The organism is Mesorhizobium sp. W016 (assembly GCF_054719485.1).
Window position 1 is genome coordinate 1104181 of record NZ_JBTTIF010000002.1, and the last position, 24038, is coordinate 1128218.

General features: G+C 63.5%; 30 protein-coding genes and 1 pseudogene. 24 read left to right on the forward strand and 7 right to left on the reverse strand.

Annotated elements, in window-relative coordinates; translation table 11 throughout:
• The first annotated feature begins 18 nt into the window (after positions 1–18).
• Complete coding sequence (locus ACYG9V_RS05885) at positions 19–390, forward strand: hypothetical protein (RefSeq protein WP_023711378.1); 372 nt, start codon at positions 19–21, stop codon at positions 388–390.
• A gap of 25 nt (positions 391–415) precedes the next feature.
• Here ACYG9V_RS05885 and ACYG9V_RS05890 read toward each other — a convergent pair whose 3' ends face one another.
• From ACYG9V_RS05890 to ACYG9V_RS05900, 3 genes are all read right to left on the reverse strand, one after another.
• Positions 416–1120: a glutathione S-transferase family protein gene (locus ACYG9V_RS05890; RefSeq protein WP_023711377.1), complete on the reverse strand. Its 705-nt coding sequence runs from the start codon at positions 1118–1120 to the stop codon at positions 416–418.
• 154 nt (positions 1121–1274) lie between these two features.
• The gene (locus ACYG9V_RS05895) at positions 1275–2483 is read right to left on the reverse strand and encodes a beta-ketoacyl-[acyl-carrier-protein] synthase family protein (RefSeq protein ID WP_023683604.1); all 1209 of its coding nucleotides are present in this window, start codon (positions 2481–2483) and stop codon (positions 1275–1277) included.
• 5 nt (positions 2484–2488) lie between these two features.
• Positions 2489–2743: an acyl carrier protein gene (locus ACYG9V_RS05900; RefSeq protein ID WP_023671226.1), complete on the reverse strand. Its 255-nt coding sequence runs from the start codon at positions 2741–2743 to the stop codon at positions 2489–2491.
• A gap of 235 nt (positions 2744–2978) precedes the next feature.
• Here ACYG9V_RS05900 and ACYG9V_RS05905 point away from each other — a divergent pair, with 235 nt between their 5' ends.
• The 5 genes from ACYG9V_RS05905 to ACYG9V_RS05925 are packed head-to-tail and all read left to right on the forward strand — an operon-like array spanning position 2979 to position 5335.
• Positions 2979–3800: an urease accessory protein UreD gene (locus ACYG9V_RS05905; RefSeq protein WP_081726189.1), complete on the forward strand. Its 822-nt coding sequence runs from the start codon at positions 2979–2981 to the stop codon at positions 3798–3800.
• Positions 3801–3830: 30 nt separating this feature from the next.
• Entirely contained in the window at positions 3831–4133 is a 303-nt protein-coding gene (locus ACYG9V_RS05910; protein WP_023671228.1) for an urease subunit gamma, read from the forward strand.
• Positions 4134–4143: 10 nt separating this feature from the next.
• Positions 4144–4398 carry a DUF1272 domain-containing protein gene (locus tag ACYG9V_RS05915; protein ID WP_023671229.1) on the forward strand — a complete coding sequence of 85 codons (255 nt, stop codon included), beginning with the start codon at positions 4144–4146 and terminating at the stop codon, positions 4396–4398.
• A 29-nt stretch (positions 4399–4427) separates the two neighbouring features.
• Positions 4428–5021 (forward strand): HupE/UreJ family protein, encoded by a 594-nt coding sequence (locus ACYG9V_RS05920; protein WP_023671230.1) that lies wholly within the window; start codon positions 4428–4430, stop codon positions 5019–5021.
• 8 nt (positions 5022–5029) lie between these two features.
• Positions 5030–5335, forward strand: a complete 306-nt coding sequence (locus ACYG9V_RS05925; RefSeq protein ID WP_023671231.1) for an urease subunit beta — start codon at positions 5030–5032, stop codon at positions 5333–5335.
• 26 nt (positions 5336–5361) lie between these two features.
• Here ACYG9V_RS05925 and ACYG9V_RS05930 read toward each other — a convergent pair whose 3' ends face one another.
• Together ACYG9V_RS05930 and ACYG9V_RS05935 are read right to left on the reverse strand one after the other, a co-directional pair.
• The gene (locus ACYG9V_RS05930) at positions 5362–5859 is read right to left on the reverse strand and encodes a hypothetical protein (RefSeq protein WP_023671232.1); all 498 of its coding nucleotides are present in this window, start codon (positions 5857–5859) and stop codon (positions 5362–5364) included.
• Positions 5860–5982: 123 nt separating this feature from the next.
• The gene (locus ACYG9V_RS05935; RefSeq protein ID WP_023671233.1) at positions 5983–6345 is read right to left on the reverse strand and encodes a hypothetical protein; all 363 of its coding nucleotides are present in this window, start codon (positions 6343–6345) and stop codon (positions 5983–5985) included.
• A gap of 180 nt (positions 6346–6525) precedes the next feature.
• Between ACYG9V_RS05935 and ureC the strand changes: the two genes are divergently transcribed.
• The 8 genes and pseudogenes from ureC to ACYG9V_RS05975 all read left to right on the forward strand — a co-directional run bounded on the left by ureC (position 6526) and on the right by ACYG9V_RS05975 (position 12752).
• The gene (gene ureC, locus ACYG9V_RS05940) at positions 6526–8238 is read left to right on the forward strand and encodes an urease subunit alpha (protein ID WP_031193890.1); all 1713 of its coding nucleotides are present in this window, start codon (positions 6526–6528) and stop codon (positions 8236–8238) included.
• A gap of 91 nt (positions 8239–8329) precedes the next feature.
• The gene (locus ACYG9V_RS05945; RefSeq protein WP_023683601.1) at positions 8330–8923 is read left to right on the forward strand and encodes a hypothetical protein; all 594 of its coding nucleotides are present in this window, start codon (positions 8330–8332) and stop codon (positions 8921–8923) included.
• A 42-nt stretch (positions 8924–8965) separates the two neighbouring features.
• On the forward strand, positions 8966–9571 hold the full coding sequence (locus tag ACYG9V_RS05950) for a glutathione S-transferase family protein (protein WP_023683600.1): 606 nt from the start codon (positions 8966–8968) through the stop codon (positions 9569–9571).
• Positions 9568–10170, forward strand: coding sequence for an urease accessory protein UreE (ureE, locus tag ACYG9V_RS05955; protein ID WP_023683599.1), 603 nt, complete (start codon positions 9568–9570; stop codon positions 10168–10170). Before ACYG9V_RS05950 ends, ureE begins: the two co-directional genes overlap by 4 nt.
• Positions 10163–10834 (forward strand): urease accessory protein UreF, encoded by a 672-nt coding sequence (locus tag ACYG9V_RS05960; protein WP_023683598.1) that lies wholly within the window; start codon positions 10163–10165, stop codon positions 10832–10834. Before ureE ends, ACYG9V_RS05960 begins: the two co-directional genes overlap by 8 nt.
• Positions 10831–11272 (forward strand): annotated as a pseudogene (locus ACYG9V_RS05965) (DUF3995 domain-containing protein). The gene ACYG9V_RS05960 and the pseudogene ACYG9V_RS05965 overlap by 4 nt, the downstream one beginning before the upstream one ends.
• Before the next feature lie 13 nt (positions 11273–11285).
• Entirely contained in the window at positions 11286–11918 is a 633-nt protein-coding gene (gene ureG / locus ACYG9V_RS05970) for an urease accessory protein UreG (RefSeq protein ID WP_023671240.1), read from the forward strand.
• A gap of 66 nt (positions 11919–11984) precedes the next feature.
• A complete protein-coding gene (locus tag ACYG9V_RS05975) occupies positions 11985–12752 on the forward strand; it encodes a class II aldolase and adducin N-terminal domain-containing protein (protein ID WP_352519360.1) in 768 nt (255 codons plus the stop codon).
• 294 nt (positions 12753–13046) lie between these two features.
• On the opposite strand, the gene ACYG9V_RS05980 is transcribed toward ACYG9V_RS05975, so the two are convergent.
• Positions 13047–13679: an HAD family hydrolase gene (locus ACYG9V_RS05980; protein ID WP_023671242.1), complete on the reverse strand. Its 633-nt coding sequence runs from the start codon at positions 13677–13679 to the stop codon at positions 13047–13049.
• 219 nt (positions 13680–13898) lie between these two features.
• On the opposite strand from ACYG9V_RS05980, the gene ACYG9V_RS05985 reads away from it, so the two are divergent.
• Positions 13899–14858: a sugar-binding transcriptional regulator gene (locus ACYG9V_RS05985; RefSeq protein WP_023689163.1), complete on the forward strand. Its 960-nt coding sequence runs from the start codon at positions 13899–13901 to the stop codon at positions 14856–14858.
• Between the two features lie 22 nt (positions 14859–14880).
• On the opposite strand, the gene ACYG9V_RS05990 is transcribed toward ACYG9V_RS05985, so the two are convergent.
• Positions 14881–15066 (reverse strand): hypothetical protein, encoded by a 186-nt coding sequence (locus ACYG9V_RS05990; protein WP_023689164.1) that lies wholly within the window; start codon positions 15064–15066, stop codon positions 14881–14883.
• 110 nt (positions 15067–15176) lie between these two features.
• Here ACYG9V_RS05990 and ACYG9V_RS05995 point away from each other — a divergent pair, with 110 nt between their 5' ends.
• The 9 genes from ACYG9V_RS05995 (at position 15177) to ACYG9V_RS06035 (ending at position 23934) form a co-directional block, all read left to right on the forward strand.
• Positions 15177–16085 carry a LysR substrate-binding domain-containing protein gene (locus tag ACYG9V_RS05995; protein WP_023671245.1) on the forward strand — a complete coding sequence of 303 codons (909 nt, stop codon included), beginning with the start codon at positions 15177–15179 and terminating at the stop codon, positions 16083–16085.
• 111 nt (positions 16086–16196) lie between these two features.
• A complete protein-coding gene (locus tag ACYG9V_RS06000; RefSeq protein ID WP_155921639.1) occupies positions 16197–16538 on the forward strand; it encodes a hypothetical protein in 342 nt (113 codons plus the stop codon).
• A 242-nt stretch (positions 16539–16780) separates the two neighbouring features.
• A complete protein-coding gene (locus ACYG9V_RS06005; RefSeq protein ID WP_352764794.1) occupies positions 16781–18091 on the forward strand; it encodes an ABC transporter substrate-binding protein in 1311 nt (436 codons plus the stop codon).
• A 119-nt stretch (positions 18092–18210) separates the two neighbouring features.
• Positions 18211–19083, forward strand: coding sequence for a carbohydrate ABC transporter permease (locus tag ACYG9V_RS06010; protein WP_023671249.1), 873 nt, complete (start codon positions 18211–18213; stop codon positions 19081–19083).
• 11 nt (positions 19084–19094) lie between these two features.
• A complete protein-coding gene (locus ACYG9V_RS06015; protein ID WP_023671250.1) occupies positions 19095–19919 on the forward strand; it encodes a carbohydrate ABC transporter permease in 825 nt (274 codons plus the stop codon).
• A 50-nt stretch (positions 19920–19969) separates the two neighbouring features.
• Positions 19970–20974 (forward strand): ABC transporter ATP-binding protein, encoded by a 1005-nt coding sequence (locus tag ACYG9V_RS06020; protein ID WP_023689168.1) that lies wholly within the window; start codon positions 19970–19972, stop codon positions 20972–20974.
• The gene (locus ACYG9V_RS06025; RefSeq protein ID WP_352764795.1) at positions 20971–21738 is read left to right on the forward strand and encodes an L-iditol 2-dehydrogenase; all 768 of its coding nucleotides are present in this window, start codon (positions 20971–20973) and stop codon (positions 21736–21738) included. Before ACYG9V_RS06020 ends, ACYG9V_RS06025 begins: the two co-directional genes overlap by 4 nt.
• A gap of 46 nt (positions 21739–21784) precedes the next feature.
• The gene (locus tag ACYG9V_RS06030) at positions 21785–23263 is read left to right on the forward strand and encodes a mannitol dehydrogenase family protein (RefSeq protein WP_352764796.1); all 1479 of its coding nucleotides are present in this window, start codon (positions 21785–21787) and stop codon (positions 23261–23263) included.
• A gap of 11 nt (positions 23264–23274) precedes the next feature.
• Entirely contained in the window at positions 23275–23934 is a 660-nt protein-coding gene (locus ACYG9V_RS06035) for an HAD family hydrolase (protein WP_352764797.1), read from the forward strand.
• Positions 23935–24038: the final 104 nt, after the last annotated feature.

Genomic DNA, 24038 nt, shown 5'->3' on the forward strand with positions numbered 1-24038 from the left:
CCGTGAGGGAACCGTCAGATGGCAACCAAGGCAAAAACACCCGCCAAGAGCAAGACCGCTCAACCCAAAGCCAGGCAGGCAAAGGCCACGCAGGCCAAGGCAGGCGCCGGCCCGGCGATCGCCGAGCGGTCCAAGGACGCAAAGCCGGCTTTCGGCAAAGCGGCGCCAAAGAAGGTAGAACCGGTCGCGACGGCGAAGGTGGCGGTGAAAACCGCCAAACCCAAGAAGCCGGCAAGCCGCGGCTCGATGGCCGGCGGGGCCATGCGCACGGTCAAGGCGACCGCCAATGTCGCCGCTGGTGCGGTGGCGGCGACAGCCAGGGGCGCCGCGTCGCTCGCTGCGTCCGTCATCGGCAAGGGCGGCTCGAAAAGCAAGGCCAAGGCGAAATAGACCTGGTTGCTTCGGCCGGCCGAGGTTAATTCCTGGCGGGAATGGTCAGGCCGCGCTGCACCGCGGGCCGCGCCAGCCCGCGCTCCAGCCATGCCGCGACGGTGGGGAAGTCGTCGAAGCCGACGAGTTCGCGCGCCTCGTAGAAGCCGATCAGATTACGCACCCAGCCCAGCATCGAAATGTCGGCGATGGTATAGTCGTCGTCCATGATCCAGGTTCGACCCTTCAGCCGCGTCTCCAGCACCCCGATCAGCCGCCGCGATTCATTGCGGTAGCGATCCAGCGGCCGCTTGTCGGCGATCTCGCGTCCGGCGAATTTGTTGAAAAACCCGACCTGTCCGAAAATCGGCCCGATCGCCGCCATCTGGAAGAACACCCATTGGATGGTCTCGTAGCGCCGCGCCGGATCGACCGGGATCAGCTTGCCGGTCTTGTCGGTGAGGTAGAGCAGGATGGCGCCGGATTCGAACAGGCCGAGCGGCTTGCCGCCCGGACCGTCGGGGTCGATGATCGCGGGTATCTTGCCGTTCGGGTTCAGCGACAGGAATTCCTGCGTCCAGCTCTGGTCCTTGCCGATATCCACCAGATGCGCCTCGTAGGGCAGGCCGAGTTCTTCCAGCGCGATCGAGACTTTCACGCCATTCGGCGTCGTCGCGGAATAGAGCTGCAGGCGGTCGGGGTGGCTGGCCGGCCAGCGCTTGGTGATCGGAAAGGCGGACAGGTCGGTCATCGAAAGCTCCGGTCGGGAATTTGGCGCGGTATCGCGCCATCTGGCGTGTTGCGAAGGATTATCCTCGGCGTCTTTGCCGATCAACCGGTCGACGGTGCAGACACCGTCTTCGCAGTCATTCAGGCCCAGTCGCTCAGGGGCCAGTCGCTTGCCGTCAGACCGCCTTGAACGCGACCACGGCATTGGTGCCGCCAAAGGCAAAACCGTTGCTGATCGCCGCGCGCACCTTGCGCTCGCGCGCCACATTCGGCGTGATGTCGAGATCGCAGTCGGGGTCGGCCTGCCGGAAATTGGCCGTCGGCGGCACGATGCCTTCGCGGATCGCCATCACGCAGGCGATCATTTCCAGGCCGCCCGAGGCGCCGAGGCAATGGGCATGCATCGACTTGGTCGACGACACCGACAGCTTATAGGCATGGTCGCCGAAGACGCGCTTGATTGCCGCCGTCTCGATCTGGTCGTTGGCCTTGGTGCCGGTGCCGTGGGCGTTGAGATAGTCGACGTCCTCGGGATTGAGCCCGGCGTCCGCCAGGCAGGCGCGCATCGCCGCCGTCGGTCCCTCGACAGTCGGCGCGACGATATCGGAAGCGTCGGCGGAAAGGCCGGCTCCGGCAAATTCGGCCAGAATGGTAGCGCCGCGCGCCATGGCGTGTTCATACGTTTCCAGCACCGCCATTCCAGCACCTTCGCCGAGCGACAGGCCCTGGCGATCGGCTGAGAACGGCCGGCAGGTATCGGGCGCCAGCACCCGCAGGGCTTCCCAGCCTTTCAGGATGCCCCAGAGCAGCGGCGCGTCGGTGCCGCCGGCGACCATGACATCGGCGCGGCCGAGCCGGATCTGGTCGACCGCCGAGGCAAAGGCGTGATTGGACGAGGAGCAGGCCGAAGTGACGCCGAACACCGGCCCGCGCAGGCCGAGATTCATGCTGACATGGCCGGATGCCGCACTCGGCATCACTTTCGGCACGGTGAAGATGCCGGCCCGGTTCTTGCCGTCGACCAGGATGGCGCGATAGTTCTCCTCGATCGCCTCCCAGCCGCAGACGCCGACGCCGACAACCGCGCCCATCCGGTAGGTGGTTGCTTCATTCGATGTCAGGCCGGCATGCTGCATGGCTTCGCGCGCGGCAATCGTCGCCAAAAGGCTGAAGCGGTCCATCGACACGGTCTGCTTGTGGCTGATGCCATGGTCGGGCAGCGTCTTGATTTCGCAGCCGACCTTGACCTTCAAATCATGCAAACCGGGATTGCTGATTTGACCGATGGCCGATCGGCCGGCCCGCATCTCGTTCCAGATTGCAGGCGCATTGGCGCCGAGCCCGCATATGCCGCCGATGCCGGTAATGACGACGCGCTTTTGCATTCAGCTCAGGCTTTTTTCGCAATCAGCGCGCGAACAGCCTCAACCATATCGCCGACATTCTTGAGATTGCTCCAGGCATCGACCGTGTTCATCTCGATCTCGATGCCGTACTGCTCCTCGAGATCGAAGATGATCTCGGTCAGTTCCAGGGAATGGATGCCAAGCGCGGTCAATTCCGTATTGGTGGTGATCTCTTCGCCACCGGGCTCCGCATGTGCCCTGATCTTGGCGATGATTTCCGTTGCCAGCTCGTCAGCCATTCGATTCCTTCCCCAATTTTATAACGTCGCGGTGCCGATTGGTTGGCGCCCCTGTTGCCTGGACTGAAATCGCCGTCGCCTTCAAAAACCCGCCAGGCGCAGCATGACCGTTCCAAAGAGGCTCCCTCTATAGAAACGGAAACGCTGTCAAGCAACAAGCTATATCAACAAGCACCATATCGACAAAGCGCCGGGAGTGCTTAACGTTAGCGCCGTGGATACGTTGCAGCATGTCTTGATCCCAGCTCTTCCGGCCCAGCGCGCGGCCGGGGCGGCCCGGCTTGCGTGCGGCGTCAGGGATGGACGCACCCGGCTTTTGCGCCTCTATCAGGACGGCTCGGCCAAAATCCGCATGCCGGCCGTTGCGGCCGATCCGCTCGAAGCCGTGCTCATCAACACCGCCGGCGGTCTGACCGGCGGCGATCGGCTCGGCTGGGAAATCGATGTCGGGCCAGGTGCCTCCGCCTCGATAACCACCCAGGCCTGCGAAAAGATCTATCGTGCCGCTAGCGACCGCGCCGAAGTTCGGGTGAAGCTCAGCGTCGGCGCGGGCGGGCGTATCGCCTGGCTGCCCCAGGAAACCATCGTCTTCGACCGCTCGGCCTTTGCCCGCACGCTCGAGGTCGAGCTTGCCGCAGGCGCCGAGGCATTGCTGCTTGAAGCCACCATATTCGGCCGCCTCGCCATGGGCGAAGAGGCCGCGCACGGCCATTTCCACGACCGTTGGCGTGTCCGCCAGGATGGTGCGCTCGTTCATGCCGAGGATTTCCGCATCGGGCCGGCTATCGCGGCGGCACTTGGCCGCCCGGCGGTCGCCGGCGGCGCCATTGCCGCTGCGACGCTGCTGATGGTCTCGCCGCAGGCCGAAGCCTTGCTCGATCCGGCCCGCGACATCGTCGGCGCCGACGGCGATGCCAGCGCCTGGAGCGTCAAAAAATCTGGCAAGCTTCTTGCGAGGCTGTTTGCCGAGGACGGCTATCAGCTGCGCAAGCGGCTGGTTCCGCTCGTCGAACTGCTCAACGGGCGGGCGGGTCTGCCCAAATTATGGTCACTCTGAGCCAAATACAGGCCAAATCCAGGAAAGCGCATGAACCTGACGCCGCGTGAAAAGGACAAGCTGCTCATCGCCATGGCGGCGATCGTGGCGCGCAAGCGGCTGGAACGCGGCGTCAAGCTCAATCACCCCGAAGCGATCGCGCTGATCACCGATTTCGTCGTCGAGGGCGCCCGCGACGGCCGCCCGGTCGCCGAACTGATGGAGGCCGGCGCCCATGTCATCACCCGCGCGCAGGTGATGGAAGGCATCGCCGAGATGATCCACGACGTGCAGGTCGAGGCGACCTTTCCCGACGGCACCAAGCTGGTGACCGTTCACGAACCGATCAGGTGAGGAGAAAACGATGCTGGAGCTGCGACCGAATTGCGAATGCTGCGACAAGGACCTGCCGCCGGAAGCGGCGGACGCGCTGATCTGCACCTTTGAATGCACCTTCTGCGCTGACTGCGCTGAACATGTGCTGGGCGGCGTCTGCCCGAACTGCGGCGGCAATTTTTCCGCACGCCCGATCCGCCCAGTGGAGAAACTGGTGAAATATCCGGCCTCGACCCAACGCGTGCTCAAGGCCGAGGGCTGCGGCCCGCGCAAGGCTGCGTGATTGTTTTCGTGACTTCGAAGGGAAGACCGATGATCTCTGCTTCAACCAAACGCACCACGCTTGCAGCGATCCTGCTGCTGGCGGCGGCGATGCCCGCCTATGCCCATGTCGGCATCGGCACGACCTCGTCCTTCGCGGCGGGCTTCGCGCATCCGCTGTCCGGCCTCGACCATATGACCGTCATGGTAGCCGTCGGCCTGTGGGCGGCGCTCAAGGGCGGCAAGGCAATCTGGGCCTGGCCGCTGGCCTTTGTCGGCGTCATGCTGGTCGGCGGCGCGCTCGGCATGCTCCACGTGCCGGTGCCTTTCGTCGAACCGGGCATCCTTGCCTCCGTCGTCGCGCTTGGCTTGCTGGTGGCGTTGGCGGTCGATCTGCCGGTCTCGGCCGGAGTCGCCATCATCGGCCTGTTCGCGCTGTTCCATGGCCATGCCCACGGCACCGAAGTGCCGGAAAATGCCGGTGGACTTGACTATATGGCCGGCTTTGCCGTTGCCACCGCACTTCTCCATGCCATGGGCATCGCTGCCGGCCTTGGCCTCGGCATGCGCTTTCGCGGGCTTGCCCGCGCCGCTGGCGCCGCTTGTGCTGCAGTCGGCGGCGGCCTGGTCTTCGGCGTTTTGTGAGGCTAACGATGATTCCCGGCGAAATCATCACCGCAAGCGGCGACATCGAGCTCAACAAGGGGCTGCCGACGGTGACGCTGAAGGTCGCCAACAGCGGCGACCGGCCGATCCAGGTCGGCAGCCACTACCATTTCTTCGAGACCAATGAGGGGTTGAAATTCGACCGCGACAAAGCGCGCGGCATGCGTCTGGACATTGCCGCCGGCACCGCGATGCGCTTCGAACCGGGACAAGAGCGGGACGTCACGCTGGTGCCGTTCGGAGGAAAACGCGAGGTCTACGGTTTTCAGCAGAAGATCATGGGCAGGCTGTGAGATCGACGGGGTCGAGCGCCCTGAGGTCAGTTCGACGGCCTGGCCGCCGCGTAGATGACGATTCTTGCCGAGCCGTCGAATTCCACCGCAAGGACGTCTTCCGTAAGCACGCGCCGCGAATCGATGGCGTTGAACAGCAAGGCGTTGGCGTCGATCTCCTTGCGCAGTTCCGCAATGTCGTCCTGATGCTGTTCGACCTTGCTCTCGACGGCCGGCGGCGGGCCGCCTTCGCTGCGCGCCGCGTCGGTGAGGAAGACGATATCCACAGTATCGAGCTTGGACGTCTTGCGCACGGCGCCGATGTTCTCACGCGTCCGCTCGATCGCGGTGATGATCTTGTTGGTCTGTGGTTCCGTCCGCGCCTCCTCCTGCCGGACATCGGAGCCGACGATCCTGTTGACGGTGTCGGCCCGGTTGACGGCGTCAGCGCTTTCAAGACCTTGCGCGGCTTGCGGGCCGAAAGCTGCGAGAAATGCGCAGGCAGCAAGGCTCTGGAGCCATCTGGTGTCGGCAAAGACAGGCATTGCTCGCTCCTGGTGGACTTTTCTGTGCAACGCCGTTCGGCGCCAAAGGGACGAAACGCCTCCTGTCGGGCGAAGGTTCCCTGTGGGCTGGCGGGCCGGGTGCCGGCCCGCCAAGCGCTTCTTTCAGCTTGCCTTCTTGGTGACAAGGGTCAGCGCGCCATCGGTGGTCATGCTGGCGGCGACCACCTGTGCCGAGGTGAGCCCCTTGGCTTCGAGCGCCGACTTGATCTGCGGCGTCGCGTCGATCGAAGAGCGCAGTTTCTGCAGCCCGGCATCGCCACGCTGGGCGATCACCTGATTGACCTGCGTCTGGGTGGCTTTGGGCAATTCGCTGATATCGACGATGTTGACCTTCTGGATCGCCGGCGCCGCCGGCTGAGCGCTGGGCGCTGCCGGCTTCGGTTGCGGCGTGGGCTGCTGCTGGGCGCCGGCTACGGTTGCGGAGGCCAGCGTGGCGGCGGCTGCAAGAACGATGATTTTGCGCATGTATTTTCCTTTCATCGATTTGGCCAAGGGTTTGGCAAACGGGCGGTTTGGGGTGGCACGGCCACCTCAACGGCCAAATGGGATCAGAAGGTGTCGCCGGGCGGGTCATTGCATGACCATTGGATGGCGACGATGTGGAGTTCGGCTGCGGCCGGCCTCTCGTTTGGGGAGCATTGACTGATGGCTAGAATTACCCGCGCCGCCTACGCGCAGATGTATGGCGCGACGGTCGGCGACAGAGTGCGCTTGGCCGACACCGAGCTGTTTATCGAGGTCGAAAAGGACCTCACCGTCCATGGCGAGGAGGTGAAATTCGGCGGCGGCAAGGTCATCCGCGACGGCATGGGCCAGAGCCAGGTGTCGCGCGCCGGCGGCGCGGTCGACACGGTCATCACCAACGCGCTGGTGGTCGATGCCACGGCCGGCATCTTCAAGGCCGACATCGGTCTCAGGGACGGCCGCATCGCGGCGATCGGCAAGGCCGGCAATCCCGACACGCAGGACGGCGTCACCATCGTCATCGGCCCCGGTACAGAGATCATCGCGGGCGAGGGCAAGATCCTGACCGCCGGCGGCTTCGACGCGCACATCCACTTCATCTGCCCGCAGCAGATCGACGAAGCGCTGATGTCGGGCATCACCACCATGCTCGGCGGCGGCACCGGCCCGGCGCATGGCACGCTGGCCACCACCTGCACGCCTGGACCCTGGCACATGGCGCGCATGATCCAGTCCTTCGACGCTTTCCCGATGAACATCGGCCTGTCCGGCAAGGGCAACGCCTCGCTGCCGGCAGCGCTGGAGGAAATGGTGCTGGGCGGCGCCTGCTCGCTGAAGCTGCACGAGGACTGGGGCACGACGCCGGCGGCCATCGACTGCTGCCTGTCGGTTGCCGACGATTACGACGTGCAGGTGATGATCCACACCGATACGCTGAACGAATCCGGCTTTGTCGAGAACACCGTCGCCGCCATCAAGGGCCGCACCATCCACGCCTTCCACACCGAGGGTGCCGGCGGCGGCCATGCGCCCGATATCATCAAGGTCTGCGGCTTGCCCAACGTCATTCCGTCTTCGACCAACCCGACCCGGCCCTACACCGTCAACACGCTGGCCGAGCATCTCGACATGCTGATGGTCTGCCACCATCTGTCGCCGTCGATCCCTGAAGACATCGCCTTTGCCGAAAGCCGCATCCGCAAGGAGACCATCGCGGCGGAAGACATTCTGCACGATATCGGCGCCTTCTCGATCATCTCGTCGGACTCGCAGGCCATGGGCCGTGTCGGCGAGGTGGCGATCCGCACCTGGCAGACCGCCGACAAGATGAAGCGCCAGCGCGGGTCATTGCCGCAGGAGACCGGCAACAACGACAATTTCCGCGTCCGCCGCTACATCGCCAAATACACCATCAACCCGGCCATCGCGCATGGCCTGTCCAGGGACATCGGTTCGATCGCGGTCGGCAAGCGCGCCGATCTGGTGCTGTGGAACCCAGCCTTCTTCGGCGTCAAACCGGACATGGTGCTGATCGGCGGCATGATAGCCGCAGCCCCGATGGGCGACCCAAACGCCTCTATCCCGACACCGCAGCCGATGCACTACCGCCCGATGTTCGGCGCCTATGGCAAGGCCAGGACCAACTCGTCGGTGACGTTCGTTTCCAAGGCGGCTCTGGACTCAGGCCTGCATGGCCGGCTCGGCGTCGACAAGCAGTTCGTGGCCGTGGAAAACACCCGTGGCGGCATCGGCAAGCATTCGATGGTGCTCAACGACGCTACGCCGCATGTCGAAGTCGACCCGGAGACTTACGAGGTGCGCGCCGATGGCGAGCTACTGACCTGCGAGCCGGCAAGCGTGCTACCGATGGCGCAGCGGTATTTCCTGTTTTGAGGCGAGGGGCGATTTGATCGACCCGGCAAATTCCGTTGCGACCCGGTCGGTCCCACCGCAATATGCGGCTCAAAGAACCGCGTAGCAGGTCATGGTCACCGAAATAGCCTCCGCCCACGACATCTTCCCGCATATCCGCATCGTCATGGGCATGGTGATCGGACTTGGCGTCGCTCGCCTGCTGTCGGGGGTGGCGCGAATCGTCCAGCATCCCGGCCAGTACAGGCTCTATCCCGTGCACCTCGGCTGGGTCGCCTCCATGCTGTTGCTGCTGGTGCATTTCTGGTGGTGGGAGTTCGGCCTCTACACCATAGAGGTCTGGACTTTCGGCAAGTACCTGTTCCTGATCTTCTACGCCATCACGCTGTTCCTGCTGTGCGCGCTGCTGTTTCCGGATTCGATGCTCGACTACACCAGCTACGAGGATTTCTTCTATTCACGCCGTGGCTGGTTCTTCGGCCTGCTGGCGACGACCTATCTGCTCGACGTCGTCGACACGCTGCTGAAGGGTCCCGAGCATTTCGCCCGCTACGGCAATGAATATCTGTTCCGAACGCCGGTTTTCGTGGTGTTGTGCATCGCCGCCATACTGGTGCGTGACCGCCGCTTCCACATCGCATTCGTCGCCGGCACGCTGATCTATCAGATATCGTTCATCCTGCGGCTCTTCGACACCATCGTCTGAACAGTGGCTATGGTTTAGGGTCGCAGGAAAGAGGGTTCAACCATGTACAAGGCCATCGGATCGCGTGGATCCCGCGTCAGCCGCGTTCTGTGGATGCTCGAGGAACTCGGGCAGCCCTATGAATTCGTCGAGGTCAAATTGCGTTCGCCCGAAGCCTATGCGCTCAACCCGTCGGGCAAGGTGCCGATCCTGATCGATGGCGAACTGACGGTGACTGATTCGGCGGCAATCTGCGTCTATCTCGCCGACAAGCACGCCGACAAAGGCATGGGCGCCAATCCAGGTGTGGCCGGACGCGCCGAAATGGATTCCTGGATGCATTTTGCCCAGTCCGAGTTCGAAGCGCCGCTGTGGAACAAGCTGCGCCACCGCTTCCTGTTGCCGAAGGACGTGCGGGTCGATGTCGGCCCCGCCGCCGCCTACGATTTCGCCTCGGAGGCCAAGGCGCTCGACGGCCGGCTGGGGGATCGGGAGTTTGCGCTGGGCGACCGGTTTTCCGCCGTCGACGTGCTGTTGGGCGACATGGGCGGCTGGGCCCGCGCCGGAAAATTTCCGATCGAATCCGAGCGCGTCAACGCGTATTTCGACCGCGTCCTGGCGCGGCCTGCCCGTGCGAGAGCCCAGGCTAACGGTGGCGCCATGCGATGAAACTCAACCTGAACACCGACTTCACCAAGTTCCCCCGGGCCGTCTCGGTGGTGCCTGCCGGCACTGCCGGAACTACGCCGCCATCCGGCCGTGCCGTCCTGCCCCATGACGAGCGTCATTTGCGCCGCCGCGCCATTGAGCTTGCCGACGGCAGCAAGGTGCTGGTCGATCTGCCCGAGCCCGTGACCTTGAACGATGGCGACCGGCTGGTGCTGGAGGATGGCGGCCAGGTCGAGATCACCGCGGCACCCGAAGAGGTCTATGATATCCGCGCCCGCGATGCGGTGCATCTGACGGAGCTTGCCTGGCATATCGGCAACCGCCATCTGGCGGCAGCGATCGAGCCCGGCCGCATCCTGATCCTGCGCGACCATGTCATCAAGGCTATGCTGGAAGGGCTGGGCGCCACGGTCCGCGAAGTCTCCGAACCGTTCAAGCCGGTGCGCGGCGCCTATTCCGCCCAAGGTGCGCATGGTCACGATCATGGCCATGCGCATGCGCACGCCGAAGCGCATTCCCATGATGGACGTTCCCACGCACACAGCGAGTCGCATTCGCACAGCCATTCCCATGACGGGCACCATCACGATCATGACTGACCAGCCATCCGGCATCGCTTTGCTGCGGCTCATGGCGTGGCTGTCGCCGGCCTTTCCGGTCGGCGGCTTTGCCTACAGCCATGGCCTCGAACGCGCCGGGCAAGACGGGCTGGTTGCCGATACCGCCAGCCTCGCCTTCTGGCTGGAGACGCTGGTCGAGATGGGCTCGGGCTGGAACGACGCCGTGCTCTTCACGGAAGCCTGGCGCCGCGCCCGCGACGGCGGCGATCTCCATGAAATTGCCGATCTCGCCGAAGCGCTGGCCGGCTCGCGTGAGCGTCACACCGAAACCATGCTGCAAGGCGCCGCCTTCCTGAAAGCGGCAGCGGCTTGGGCGAATCCGGTGTTGGGCCGCCTGCCGGCCGAATGCGCCTACTGTGTCGCCGTCGGCGCCGTTGCCGGCGGCAACGGCATCGCGCTTCAGGACGCGATGTCGGCCTTCCTGCAGGCCTTCTTCTCCAACCTCGTCCAGGCGGCGATCCGACTCGGAATCGTCGGCCAGACGGACGCTATGGCCTTGCTCGCCGGCTTCGAGCCGTTGGCGCTGTCGACGGCCGCGCGCGCCGCCGGCTCGACATTGGACGATCTCGGCGGCTGCGCCTTCATCTCCGACATCATGGCGATGAAGCACGAGACGCAGTATTCCAGGCTGTTCCGCTCATGATCGTCCTCGCCTTCGCCCTCTCGGCCGTCCTGCTGCTGATCACCGCGCTGCATGTCTATTGGGGGCCTTGGCGGCATCTGGCCGGGCAGGGACGGCGTCTCCTGCGCCCACGCCGTCGTCGGCTTTCGCGGCGTCGACGAGATGCCGACGCCGTTTGCCTGTCTCGCCGTTGCCGCGTGCCTGTGCCTCGCAACCCTGTGGCCGCTGGCGCTGACCGGGGTCTTCGCCACCCCCTTTCCAAGGGAAGGCCTTGCCGCCACAGCGCTGCTCATAGGGCTGGTCTTCCTCGGCCGCGGCATTGCCGGCTTCACGCCGTGGTGGCGCCGTCTGGCGCCGGAACAGCCTTTTGCGCGGCTCGATGTCAGCTTCTATTCGCCGCTCTGCCTGTTGATCGGGCTCAGCTTCGCCATCCTCGCCATCACGGAGTTTTCGGCATGACGGATTTTTCGCTATGACTCAGGCCAACGGTCCCCTGCGTATCGGCATCGGCGGTCCCGTCGGCTCCGGCAAGACGACGCTCACCGAAAAGCTCTGCAAGGCGCTGCGCGACGATTTCTCCATCGCCGTCGTCACCAACGACATCTACACCAAGGAAGACGCCATGATGCTGGCCCGCCTGCAGGCGCTGCCTGAGGACCGCATCGTCGGCGTGGAGACCGGCGGCTGCCCGCACACCGCCATCCGTGAGGACGCCTCGATCAATTTGCAGGCGATCGCCGGACTGAACAGGAAATTCCCCGACCTCGACATCGTCTTCATCGAATCCGGCGGCGACAATCTTGCCGCCACCTTCTCGCCCGACCTCGCCGACCTGACCCTCTATGTCATCTCGGTCTGCCAGGGCGAGGAAATCCCCAGGAAGGGCGGGCCGGCGATCACCCGTTCCGATTTCCTGGTCATCAACAAGAGCGATCTGGCGCCCTATGTGAACGTCAACCTCGATGTCATGGAGAGCGATGCCGCCCGCATGCGCGGCAAGCGCCCGTTCGGTTTCACCGACCTGTCGCGCGGCAAGGGCCTGCAGGAAGTCATCGACTTCATCGTCGAACATGGCGGGCTGCAGTCGGCTCGCTCGGCGGCCTGACCCAGTACTTACCGGTTGCTGGTCGGCATTGGGCGCGGCATTCTCGGGGAAATGGAGGATTTTTTGATGAGCATCGCCCGTTTGCAGAAAGAGCCGCTGACCAACCTGCCCTATTATGAGGAGCGCGTCGACCTTGCCGCCGCCTTCCGCTGGACGGCGCGGCTCAACATGCATGAAGCCGTGGCCAACCACTTCTCGCTGTCGGTCAACGAGGCCGGCAGCAAATTCCTGATGAACCCCAACCAGGTGCATTTCTCGCGCATCAAGGCGAGCGACCTTTTGCTGATCGACGCCAACGATCCCGAGACATTGTCCGGCCCGAATGCGCCCGACCCGACCGCCTGGGGTCTGCACGGCGCCATTCACCGCAACGTGCCGCATGCGCGCTGCGCCATGCATGTGCATTCCATTCATGCCACTGTGCTTGCGTCGCTGGCCGACTCGACTCTGCCGCCGATCGACCAGAACTCGGCCATGTTCTTCAACCGCCACGTCGTCGATGCCCACTATGGCGGGCTGGCCTTCGAGGAGGAAGGCGAGCGCTGCTCGCAACTGCTCACCGACCCTAAGGTCAAGGTGATGGTGATGGGCAATCACGGCGTCATGGTCATCGGCGACACCGTTGCCGACGCCTTCAACCGCATGTTCTATTTCGAGCGCGCCGCAGAGACCTACATCAAGGCGCTGTGGACCGGCCGGCCTCTGCGCACGCTCTCCGACGCCATTGCCGAAAAGGCCGCCAGCGAGATGGACGACTATCCCGGCCAGGCGGAGCGTCATCTCGCCGAGCTGAAGGCGATCCTCGACGAGGAGGAGCCGGTGTACCGGAGCTAAGCGACCATCCGTGCTTCTCCCGTTTACGCTACGCACTCACCTTCTGTGATTTGTTATGACTGATCGGCGTAAGGCTTGGTTGCCAGGTGGTTCCCCCAATCCGTCGCTGCTTCGCAGCGCCACCTTTCCCTCCTCCGGAGGGAAAGGAAGGGAGCTTTCTGGACGAGCGTTTGACGGCAAAAAGCTTGGCTCGGCGAAGCCGAGACGGAGTGGGGGTCGACCAGCGCAACATTAGACAATGCATGGCCAAGCTGAAGGGAGGATGAGGGGCAGCGCCGACGTTCATAGGCTCACTCAGAGTCCCAACTGAGCCCGCAACTCTTCCGCACTGTTGATCACGACAGCGCCCTTCGGTCCTGCCATCGGCGCTTCCGGCCAGAAGATCGTCCGCATCCCCGCGGCCAGGCCTGATGTGGCGCCGGTAACGCTGTCGTCGACGGCCACCGCGTCTGAAGGATCGACGCCGGCCAGCCATGCGGCGCGCAGGAACGGTTCGGGATGCGGCTTGCCTTCGCGCACGTCGTTTCGGCTGATCGTGCGCATGCCGGGATAGATCAGGCCGACGGCGCTCAGATTTGCATCGACGATCACCCGGTCGGAATTGGACACCACCGCCTGCTGCACGCCGAGCGCGCGCAACTCGTTGAACACTTCGATCGCGCCGGGGCGCGGCTTCAGCGTCTCGGCCATCGGCATGTAGTGATCGTATTTGCGCACGATCCAGTCGTCGAAGGGCAGGTCGAGGCCGAACTCGCTGCGCAGCATCTCGTAGACCGGTGCGGCGGCGACGCCCAGCACCCGCTCATGCAGGTCGGCCGGCGGCGTGATACCGACGCTGCGCAGCGCCGCCACCAAGGCCGCCTCATGCAGCGGCTCGCTGTCGACCAGCGTGCCGTCCATATCCCAGAAAACCGCTTTCGGCGTCATGCGAGGCTCCTTTGCCGATCCCCTTAAAGCGTTTGTATCAGGAGATAAACCGCCGAGCCCGTCCGCTGGCGATTTTCGCTGGGTTGGTTGCCGCGCGGCGGCCGGATCGAAGCAGCAAGCAATTGCCCTGCCGATAGACAATTGCGCGCCGACACATTCCCTGCAAGACTATGACGCTTCGCCCAAGGGCGCGCCAAGGGGCAGGGCTGGAGGCACATTTTGAATTCGCGACAAGATGGCGGCAGCAGCAGGCTGGACGAGGCAGCGCGCGCCGGCTGGCTTTATTATGTTGCCGGCAACACCCAGGACCAGATCGCCGCCACGCTCGGCATTTCCCGGCAGACGGCGCAGCGGCTGGTGTCGCTGGCGGTGTCGGAGGGGCTGATCAAGGTGCGGGTCGACCACCCGATCGCCAATTGCCTCGACCTTGCCGCAAGGCTGAAGTCGCGCTTCGCGCTCGACCTGGTCGAAGTGGTGCCGAGCGATCCGACCTCATCCTCGACCACGATCGGCATTGCCGAGGCGGCCGCGGCCGAGATCGAGCGGCGGCTGCGGTCACCGACGCCCATCGTCTTGGCCATCGGCACCGGCCGCACGCTGAAGGCGGCGATCGAGCAATTGCCGCCGATGGAATGCTCGCAGCACAAGGTTGTGTCCTTGACCGGCAACATCTCGCCCGACGGTTCGGCCGCCTTCTACAACGTCATCTTCACCATGGCCGACCGGGTCAAGGCGCGCTCGTTCCCGATGCCGCTGCCGGTCATCGCCTCGTCGCCGGAAGAGCGCGAGATGCTGCTTGCCCAGCCGATGATCCAACCGACGCTGGCGCTGGCCGCGGAAGCCGACGTGACCTTTGTCGGCATCGGCGATCTCGGCCCGAAGGCGCCGCTCTACGAGGACGGTTTTATCTCGGAAAGCGAGCTGAAGGCTTTGCAAAAGGCTGGCGGCGTCGCCGAGATCGTCGGCTGGGTGTTCGACCGGGAAGGCCGCATGATCGAGGGCATCACCAACGACCGGGTATCGTCGGCAGCCTTGCCGTCACGCGAAAAGTCGCTGGTCATTGCACTCGCCATGGGCGAACGCAAATTGCCGGGCATCCTGGCCGCGGTGAACCGCCGGCTGGTCAATGGCCTCATCACCGACGAGCGGACCGCCACGGCCCTACTCGACGGCGCCTGATCTGGTGATAAAATCGGCACTGCTATTTGTGCCGTCCGCAAACATCATTTCCATCGAGGAAACCCATGTCGCGCTGCAGATGCGGCGACAACTCCCGGACGTCGACGTAGCCGCGTCGGCGGTGCACAAGCAGGGAAAATTCATGCACCAGCAGGGAAAACCAGCTCTGCGCCGGGGTCGAATGGAGCTTTTGCTGTACCGTGGTCATGATCTTCAGCCTCCGCTATGCTTGAACTTGATTGATCGTTGACACCAGATATCGGCCTGATTGCCTCTTGCCGCCAATCAAACGTCGATCACGACCCATAAGGAGGGCTTATGCCCGATCTCAAGGCACCACAGCTCGCCCAGTTGCCGCCGCTGCAGGCCATCAGGGTGTTCGAAGCCGTCGCGCGGCATCTCTCCTTCACCAAGGCCGCGCAGGAACTCGGCATGACGCAGGCCGCCGCCAGTTATCAGATCAAGCTTCTGGAAGAGCGCATCGGTTCGCCGCTGTTCCTGCGCCAGCCGCGACAGATTGTGCTGACGGAACCCGGCCAGCGCCTGGCGCCCGCCGTCAGCGAGGCGTTCAGCCTGCTCTCAAGCGCCTATTCCGCCGCGCGTGGGGGCGCCGATGGTGTGCTGTGTGTCTCGACGCTGCTGACCTTCGCCTCGAACTGGCTGGCGCAGCACCTCGGCTCCTTCCAGGTCGCGCATCCGTCGCTGGCGGTGCGCGTCGATACCTCGAACAGGGTGATCGATTTTGCCCGCGAGGACATGGACATCGCTATCCGCTCCGGCAGCGGCAAGTGGCCTGGAGTGGAGACCCATCTTTTGTTCAAGGCCGATTTCACCCCGGTGCTGAGCCCGGCACTCGCTGCCACCATAGGTGGCGTCCACGAACCCGCCGACCTGTTCAAGCTGCCCATTCTCGATCCCGGCGACATCTGGTGGCGGGAATGGTTCGCCCTTGCCGGCGTCCCGGCGGACGAACTTGCCAGGCGCACCGGCACCAGCATGGGCGCGCAGGCCTATGAGGCGAACGCGGCCATCGCCGGCCATGGTGTGGCGATCCTGACCACCGCATTGTTCAAGACCGAGCTCGCCGCCGGCCGCCTGATCCAGCCCTTCGACCTAGTCGGCGACGACGGCCACGCCTATTGGCTGGTCTACCCGACGGCGCGTCGCAACGTGCCGAAGATAAAAGCCTTCCGGGACTGGATCCTGGCCGAGATCGCCTGCGCCTGAGGGCGAGCGATTCGCGGATTGATTCCGAGATGCAAAGCGAGCCATGGATCCGCGACGAATGCTCGCTTTCGCGGACAAACAGCTGCGATCGGGCCACCCGGTTAACCAAGCTTGACAAAAACGCTGTCGATATCACTCGCCCGGCATAGGCTTGTGCTTGTGACGACCCAATTGAGCAGGATCAATCGTCTGCAGATTGAAACAGGGTCGATCAGCCGGCTGATGAAAGTCTATCGCGTCGAAGAAATCGAAAACAACACCGTGCGCACGACGCACGTGATCGAAGCATTTACGCCGTTTCAAGCTGCCGTGAAGGTAATCGGCCGGGAAGTTAGGCTGCGCAAGGACGAACCCAGCTGGATCCAGGTGACGGAAGTGCTGACCAGAGCCAAGCAAACACGCGACGGCAGGGTTTTCGAATATTCCGTCGGAAGCTACCCGTCCCACGGCTGACGGGCTGGGCCCTATCGCTCCCTTGGCGCCACGATTGGGTTGCGATGGGTCGGCATCAACCCGCTCTCACATCCCGTGCAAACAGCTTCCCAAATCCATTCAATATTCTCTACGCGCTCTGCGCCGCGCGCCGCCTTGTGTGCTGCGCTGCAGCATCGAATCCGGCTTGACATAATTAAGGCCGGGTGAGTAATTGCTCAGTACCAAGGCAAATGCTCATCTTGGTTCATGGGAGGAATTTGATGAAACTGCGCACGCTCACTTTGGGCCTGTTGTCGGCCAGCGCTCTCGCTTTCGCCGCGCACGCCGAATCCATCACCATCGCCACCGTCAACAATGGCGATATGGTCCGCATGCAGAAGCTGACGGACGACTTCACCAAGGCAAACCCCGACATCACGCTCAACTGGGTCACCCTCGAAGAGAACGTGCTGCGCGAGCGCGTCACCACCGACATCGCCACCAAGGGCGGTCAGTACGACGTCATGACCATCGGCACCTACGAGGTTCCGATCTGGGCCAAGCAGAGCTGGCTGTTGCCGCTCGACAAGCTCGGCGACGACTATGACGCCAAGGACATCATCCCGGCCATCGCCGGCGGCCTGTCGGTCGACGGCAAGCTCTATGCCGCGCCCTTCTACGGCGAAAGCTCCTTCGTCATGTACCGCAAGGACTTGATCGAGAAGGCCGGGCTGAAGATGCCCGACGCCCCGACCTGGGACTTCATCAAGCAGGCCGCCGACAAGATGACCGACCGCGCCAATGGCGTGAACGGCGTTTGCCTGCGCGGCAAGGCCGGCTGGGGCGAGAACATGGCCTTCCTCACCGCCATGTCGAACTCCTTCGGCGCCCGCTGGTTCGACGAGAACTGGAAGCCGCAATTCGACCAGCCGGAATGGAAGAACACGCTGCAGTTCTATGTCGACCTGATGAAGGCCGACGGTCCCGAGGGCGCCTCGTCCAACGGCTTCAACGAAAACCTGGCGCTGTTCCAGCAGGGCAAGTGCGGCATGTGGATCGACGCCACCGTCGCCGCCTCCTTCGTCTCCGACCCGAAGAACTCGACCGTCGCGGACAAGGTCGGCTACGCACTGGCCCCCGACAATGGTCTGGGCAAGCGCGGCAACTGGCTGTGGGCCTGGTCGCTGGCCATCCCGGCCGGCACGCAGAAGGGAGACGCCGCACAGAAGTTCGTCTCCTGGGCGACCAGCAAGCACTACGCAGAACTGGTTGCTTCGAAGGAAGGCTGGGCCAACGTTCCTCCAGGCACGCGCTCCTCGCTCTACGCCAATGCCGAGTATCAGAAGGCGGCTCCGTTCGCCAAGATGACGCTGGACTCGATCAATGCCGCCGACCCGACGCATCCGACCGTCAAGCCGGTGCCCTATGTCGGTGTGCAGTTCGTCGCCATTCCTGAGTTCCAGGGCCTCGGCACAACCGTTGGCCAGCTGTTCTCGGCGGCGCTCGCCGGCCAGACCAGCGTAGACGACGCGCTCAAGCAGGCGCAGGACGCCGCCACCGCGACCATGACCGAAGGCGGTTATATCAAGTAAGGCTCCTCCCGGTGCCGAATGCCGGCCGCCTCCTTGGCCGGCAACGGCCGCCCGAATCCCAGTTCGGGCGGCCCCTTTCACACACCTGAAAATTTGGCTGACCTTGAAGGGTGACCGTCATGGCTACTCAGCAGACCCGTTCGCTTGCCCGCTTTATGTTGGCGCCATCCGTGGTGCTGCTGTTCGTCTGGATGATCGTGCCGCTGGCACTCACGATCTGGTTCTCCTTCCAGCAGTACAATCCGCTCAATCCGATCCGCGACGGGTTTGTCTGGTTCTCGAATTACTCGCTGTTCTATTCCAACCCGGCATTCCTGCAGTCGATCCTCAACACGCTGGTCCTGGTGGGCAGCGTGCTGCTGATCACCGTCATCGGAGGCATCATGCTGGCGCTGTTGATCGATCAGCCGATGTGGGGACAGGGGATCGTCCGCATCCTCGTCATCTCTCCGTTCTTCGTCATGCCGCCGGTGGCTGCACTTGTCTGGAAGAACATGATCATGCACCCGCAATACGGCGTCTTTGCCGACATTGCGCGCTTCTTCGGGGCTCAACCGATCGACTGGTTCGGGCAGCATCCGATGCTGGCCATCATCATCATCGTCGCCTGGCAATGGCTTCCCTTCGCCACGCTGATCCTGCTGACCGCATTGCAGTCGCTCGACGGCGAGCAGAAGGAAGCCGCCGAGATGGACGGCGCCGGCTTCGTCAGCCGCTTCATCTATCTGACGCTGCCGCACATGTCGCGCGCCATCACCGTCGTCATCCTGATCCAGACCATCTTCCTGCTGTCGGTCTATGCCGAGATCCTGGTCACCACCAATGGCGGACCCGGCTATGCCTCCACCAACCTGCCCTTCCTCGTCTACCAGAAGGCATTGCTGGAGTTCAAAATCGGCCAGGCATCGGCCGGCGGTGTCATCGCCGTCATTCTCGCCAACATCGTCGCCTTCTTCGCCATGCGCGCGGTCGGCAAGAACCTGGACAAGTAAGGGAGGATACGATGGCACGTGCAGTCACCACCCAACACAAGGTCATTGCGACAGGCGCCGCCTGGATCGTCGCGCTGCTGATCTTCTTCCCGATCCTCTACACGATCATCACCTCGTTCAAGTCGGAGCAGGAGGCCATCCAGGGCTTCGCGCTGATCCCGTCGGGGACGTTCGAGAGCTATACCGAGGTCCAGGCGCAGAGCGGCTACTTCAAGTTCTTCTTCAACTCGGTGCTGCTCTCGGTCGGCTCGACCATCCTGGCCCTGATCGTCGCGGTTCCGGCCGCCTGGTCGATGGCCTTCTCGCCGGGCAAGTGGACCAAGGACATCCTGATGTGGATGCTCTCCACCAAGATGATGCCGGCGGTTGCGGTGCTGTTCCCGATCTACCTCATCTTCCGCGATGCCGGACTGCTCGACAGCCGCATCGGCCTGATGATCATGCTGATGCTGATCAACCTGCCGATCGTGATCTGGATGCTCTACACCTACTTCCGCGAAATCCCCGGCGAGATCCTGGAAGCGGCACGCATGGACGGCGCCACCCTGTGGGGCGAGATCGTCTATGTGCTGACCCCCATGGCCGTGCCGGGCATCGCCTCGACCATGCTGCTCAACATCATCCTGGCGTGGAACGAAGCGTTCTGGACCATCCGCCTGACCACCACCGAGGCGGCGCCGCTGACGGCCTTCATCAGTTCGTTCTCAAGCCCGCAAGGCCTGTTCTGGGCCAAGCTTTCGGCGGCATCGACGCTGGCCATCGCGCCCATCCTGATCATGGGCTGGTTCAGCCAGAAGCAGCTGGTGCGCGGGCTGACCTTCGGTGCGGTAAAATAACGGACGTTGCCTGAAGCAATCCGGCCAAATAACCCCTCGGGGAGGAAACCATGGGAAACATCACGCTCAAGAACGTCTCCAAGCATTTCGGATCGACGGTCATCATTCCAGGCCTCGACCTGGTCATCGAGAATGGCGAGTTCGTCGTCTTCGTCGGGCCGTCGGGTTGCGGCAAGTCCACGTTGCTGCGCCTCATCGCCGGGCTCGAGGACACCAGCGGGGGCACCATCAACATCGATGGCCGTGACGTCACCGGCGAGGCGCCGGCCAAGCGCAAGCTGGCCATGGTATTCCAGTCCTATGCGCTCTATCCGCATATGACGGTGGCCAAGAACATCGGCTTCCCGCTGAAGATGGCGGGCGAGGATGTGGCGACGATCGACAAGAAGGTGAAGGACGCAGCCCGGGTCCTCAACCTCACCAACTATCTCGAACGCCGGCCCGGCCAGCTCTCTGGCGGCCAGCGGCAACGCGTCGCCATCGGCCGCGCCATCGTGCGCCAGCCCTCGGCATTCCTATTCGACGAGCCGCTGTCCAACCTCGATGCCGCACTGCGCGGCACCATGCGGCTCGAAATCAGCGAGCTGCACCATCAGCTCAAGACGACGATGGTCTACGTCACCCACGACCAGATCGAAGCCATGACCATGGCCGACAAAATCGTCGTGCTCAACGCCGGCAACATCGAACAGGTCGGCTCGCCGATGGAACTCTACAAGTCGCCGAAGAACCTGTTCGTGGCGGGCTTCATCGGTTCGCCGAAAATGAACCTGATCGAAGGTGCGCCGGCGGCCAAATACAACGCCAAGACCATCGGCATTCGTCCTGAGCATATGGGGATATCGACCACCGCGGGTGACTGGAAAGCCCTTGTCGGCGTCGCCGAGCATCTGGGCTCCGACACCTTCCTGCATGTCCAGGCCGACGGCGTCGGTCCGCTGACGGTACGCGCCGATGGCGAACTGGCCGTACGCCACGGCGACACCATCTATTTGACGCCGGACAAGGTCCGCATGCATCGCTTCGGCCCCGACGGAAAGGCGCTGACGCAGTGAGACTGAAAGGCAAATCGGCGCTGATCACCGGATCCGCGCGCGGCATCGGCAGGGCTTTTGCCGAAGCCTATACGCGCGAGGGTGCCACGGTGGCCATTGCCGACATCAATCTGGCGGCTGCCGAAAACACGGCCGCCGAGATTGGCGCCAACGCCTATCCGGTCAGGCTCGACGTCAGCGACCTTGCTTCGATCCAGGCGGCGGTCAAGGCGGTCGAAAAGACCGGCGGCCTCGACATACTGATCAACAATGCTGCCTTGTTCGACCTGGCGCCGATCGTCGAGATCACCGAAGCGAGCTATGACAAATTGTTCTCCGTCAACGTCGCCGGCACTTTGTTCATGCTGCAGGCAGCGGCGCGTTCGATGATCGCAAGGGGCAAGGGCGGCAAGATCATCAACATCGCCAGCCAGGCAGGACGGCGCGGCGAGCCGCTGGTCGCCGTCTATTGCGCCACCAAGGCCGCGGTGATTTCGCTGACCCAGTCCGCCGGGCTCGACCTGATCAAGCACCGCATCAACGTCAATGGCATCGCGCCCGGCGTCGTCGACAGCGATATGTGGGATGAGGTCGATGCGCTGTTTGCCAAATATGAGAACCGGCCGAAGGGCGAGAAGAAGCGGCTGGTCGGCGAGGGCGTGCCCTATGGCCGCATGGGCAAGCCGGAGGACCTGACCGGCATGGCGGTCTTCCTGGCCAGCGACGACGCCGAATACATCGTCGCCCAGACCTACAATGTCGATGGCGGCCAATGGATGAGTTGATGGGCCGGGATCACGAAGGCCGCAGCCCGGCCAAAAGGGTAAAAAAATGACCGTGAAACTCTCCTCCTCGATCCTCTCGGAACTCCCCGCCGAGGTCGCCGGTCCCAGATATGATCGCTCCAGGCTCAAACCCGGTATCGTCCATTTCGGCGTCGGCAATTTCCATCGCTCGCATCAGGCGGTCTACCTCGACGATCTCTTCAATTCAGGCATCGGCCATGACTGGGCGCTGGTCGGCGCCGGGGTCTTCGAGGGCGAAAAAATCGGCCGTTCCAAGCTGCAGGAGCAGGACTGGCTGACCACCGTGGTCGAGCAGGATTCCGACCATATGAGCGCCCGCGTCACCGGCGTTATGATCGACTTCCTGACGCCCGGCGATGCCGATGCCATCATCGACCAGCTCGCCGATCCGGCGATCAAGATCGTCTCGCTGACCATCACGGAAGGCGGTTATTTCATCGATCCGGCCTCCGGCAAGTTCAACCCGACCCACCCCGACATCGTCGCCGACGCACAGGCAGGCACGACGCCGAAGACGGTGTTCGGCCTCATCCTTGCGGGCCTGATACGCCGCCGGGCCGACGGCATCGTGCCGTTCACCGTCATGTCCTGCGACAACATCCCTCACAATGGCCATGTCACCTCGGATGGCGTCATCGGCCTCGCCCGGCTGATCGATGAGGATCTGGCAAACTGGGTCAGCGACAATGTCGCCTTTCCCAACGGCATGGTCGACCGCATCACCCCCGCCACCTCCGACCGCGAGCGCGGCATTCTCGCCACCGAGTTCGGCCTTGAGGACAACTGGCCGGTGTTCTGCGAGCCGTTCAGGCAATGGGTGCTGGAGGATCATTTCACCGACGGCCGCCCGCCGCTGGAAAAGGTCGGTGTGCAATTCGTGAGGGATGTCGCGCCCTATGAGCTGATGAAGATCCGCATCCTCAATGGCGGTCATGCCACGATCGCTTATCCCGCAGGGTTGATGGACATCCATTTCGTCCATGAGGCGATGCAGGAGCCGCTGGTGCGCGGCTTCCTCGCCAAGCTCGAGCATGACGAGATCATCCCGACCGTGCCGCCGGTGCCGGACACCGTGCTGGAGGATTATTACCAGCTCATCGAGCACCGCTTTTCCAACCCGAAGATCGGCGACACCATCCGCCGGCTTTGCCTCGACGGTTCCAACCGGCAGCCGAAATTCATCATCCCGACCATCGCCGACCGGCTGAAAGCCGGGAAGAGCGTTGCGGGTCTCGCGCTGGAATCGGCGCTGTGGTGCCGCTATTGCTTCGGCACCACCGACAGCGGCGCCGACATCGAAGCCAACGATCCCAGCTGGGACCGGCTGCAGGCAACCGCCAAGGCGGCGAAGGATGCGCCCGGCGCCTGGCTTGCGATGGAGGACATCTATGGCGATGTCGGCCGCTCGGCGGCGTTCGCCGAGGCCTTTGCCCATGCGCTCAACGTCTTGTGGGCGAATGGCACGCGCGCGACGCTGACGCGCTACATCTCCGGCAAGCTCTGACGCCAGCCGCAATGACGCCCGAACTGGTCATCTTCGACTGTGACGGCGTGCTGGTCGACAGCGAGGCGCTGTCGGTTTCGGCTCTGCTCGGCATGATCTCTGCCGCCGGGGGCTCGGTCAGCGAGGATGCGGCCTACGAGCATTTCCTCGGCAAGAGCATGAAGAGCGTGCGCGAGATACTTCTTCGCGATTTCACCATCGACATCACCGACGTGCACCTGACCGATATGCGCGTCGAGCTGATGCGCAAATTCCGCGAGGAGCTGAAGCCGATTCCCGGCATCAGCGACATCCTGCCGAGGCTGGGCGTGCCCTGCTGCGTCGCGTCCTCCGGCACGCTCGACCGGATACGCTACGCGCTCGACGTCACCGGTCTGCTCGGCCTGCTCGAGCCGCATCTGTTCAGCGCCGCCATGGTCGCGCGCGGCAAGCCGGCGCCGGATCTTTTTCTCCATGCCGCCGCCGCCATGGGCGCGCATCCCGGTAATTGCATCGTAATCGAGGACAGCCCGGCTGGCATATCAGCGGCGCGTGCGGCCGGCATGCGCGTCTTTGCTTTCACCGGCGGTTCGCACGCCGGCAACCCGGCCTTGAAAGCGCGGCTTGCGTCGAGTGAACCGGACTTTATATTCGCGGACATGCTGCAATTGCCCGATCTGATTGCAGGCTAGAGCATGATGCCGAAAAGTGTGAAGCGGTTTTCGGACGACATCATGCTCTACTTCTTTGATTTAGAGACGGATTCAGATTTCGGGTCGAACAGACCTGAAATCAT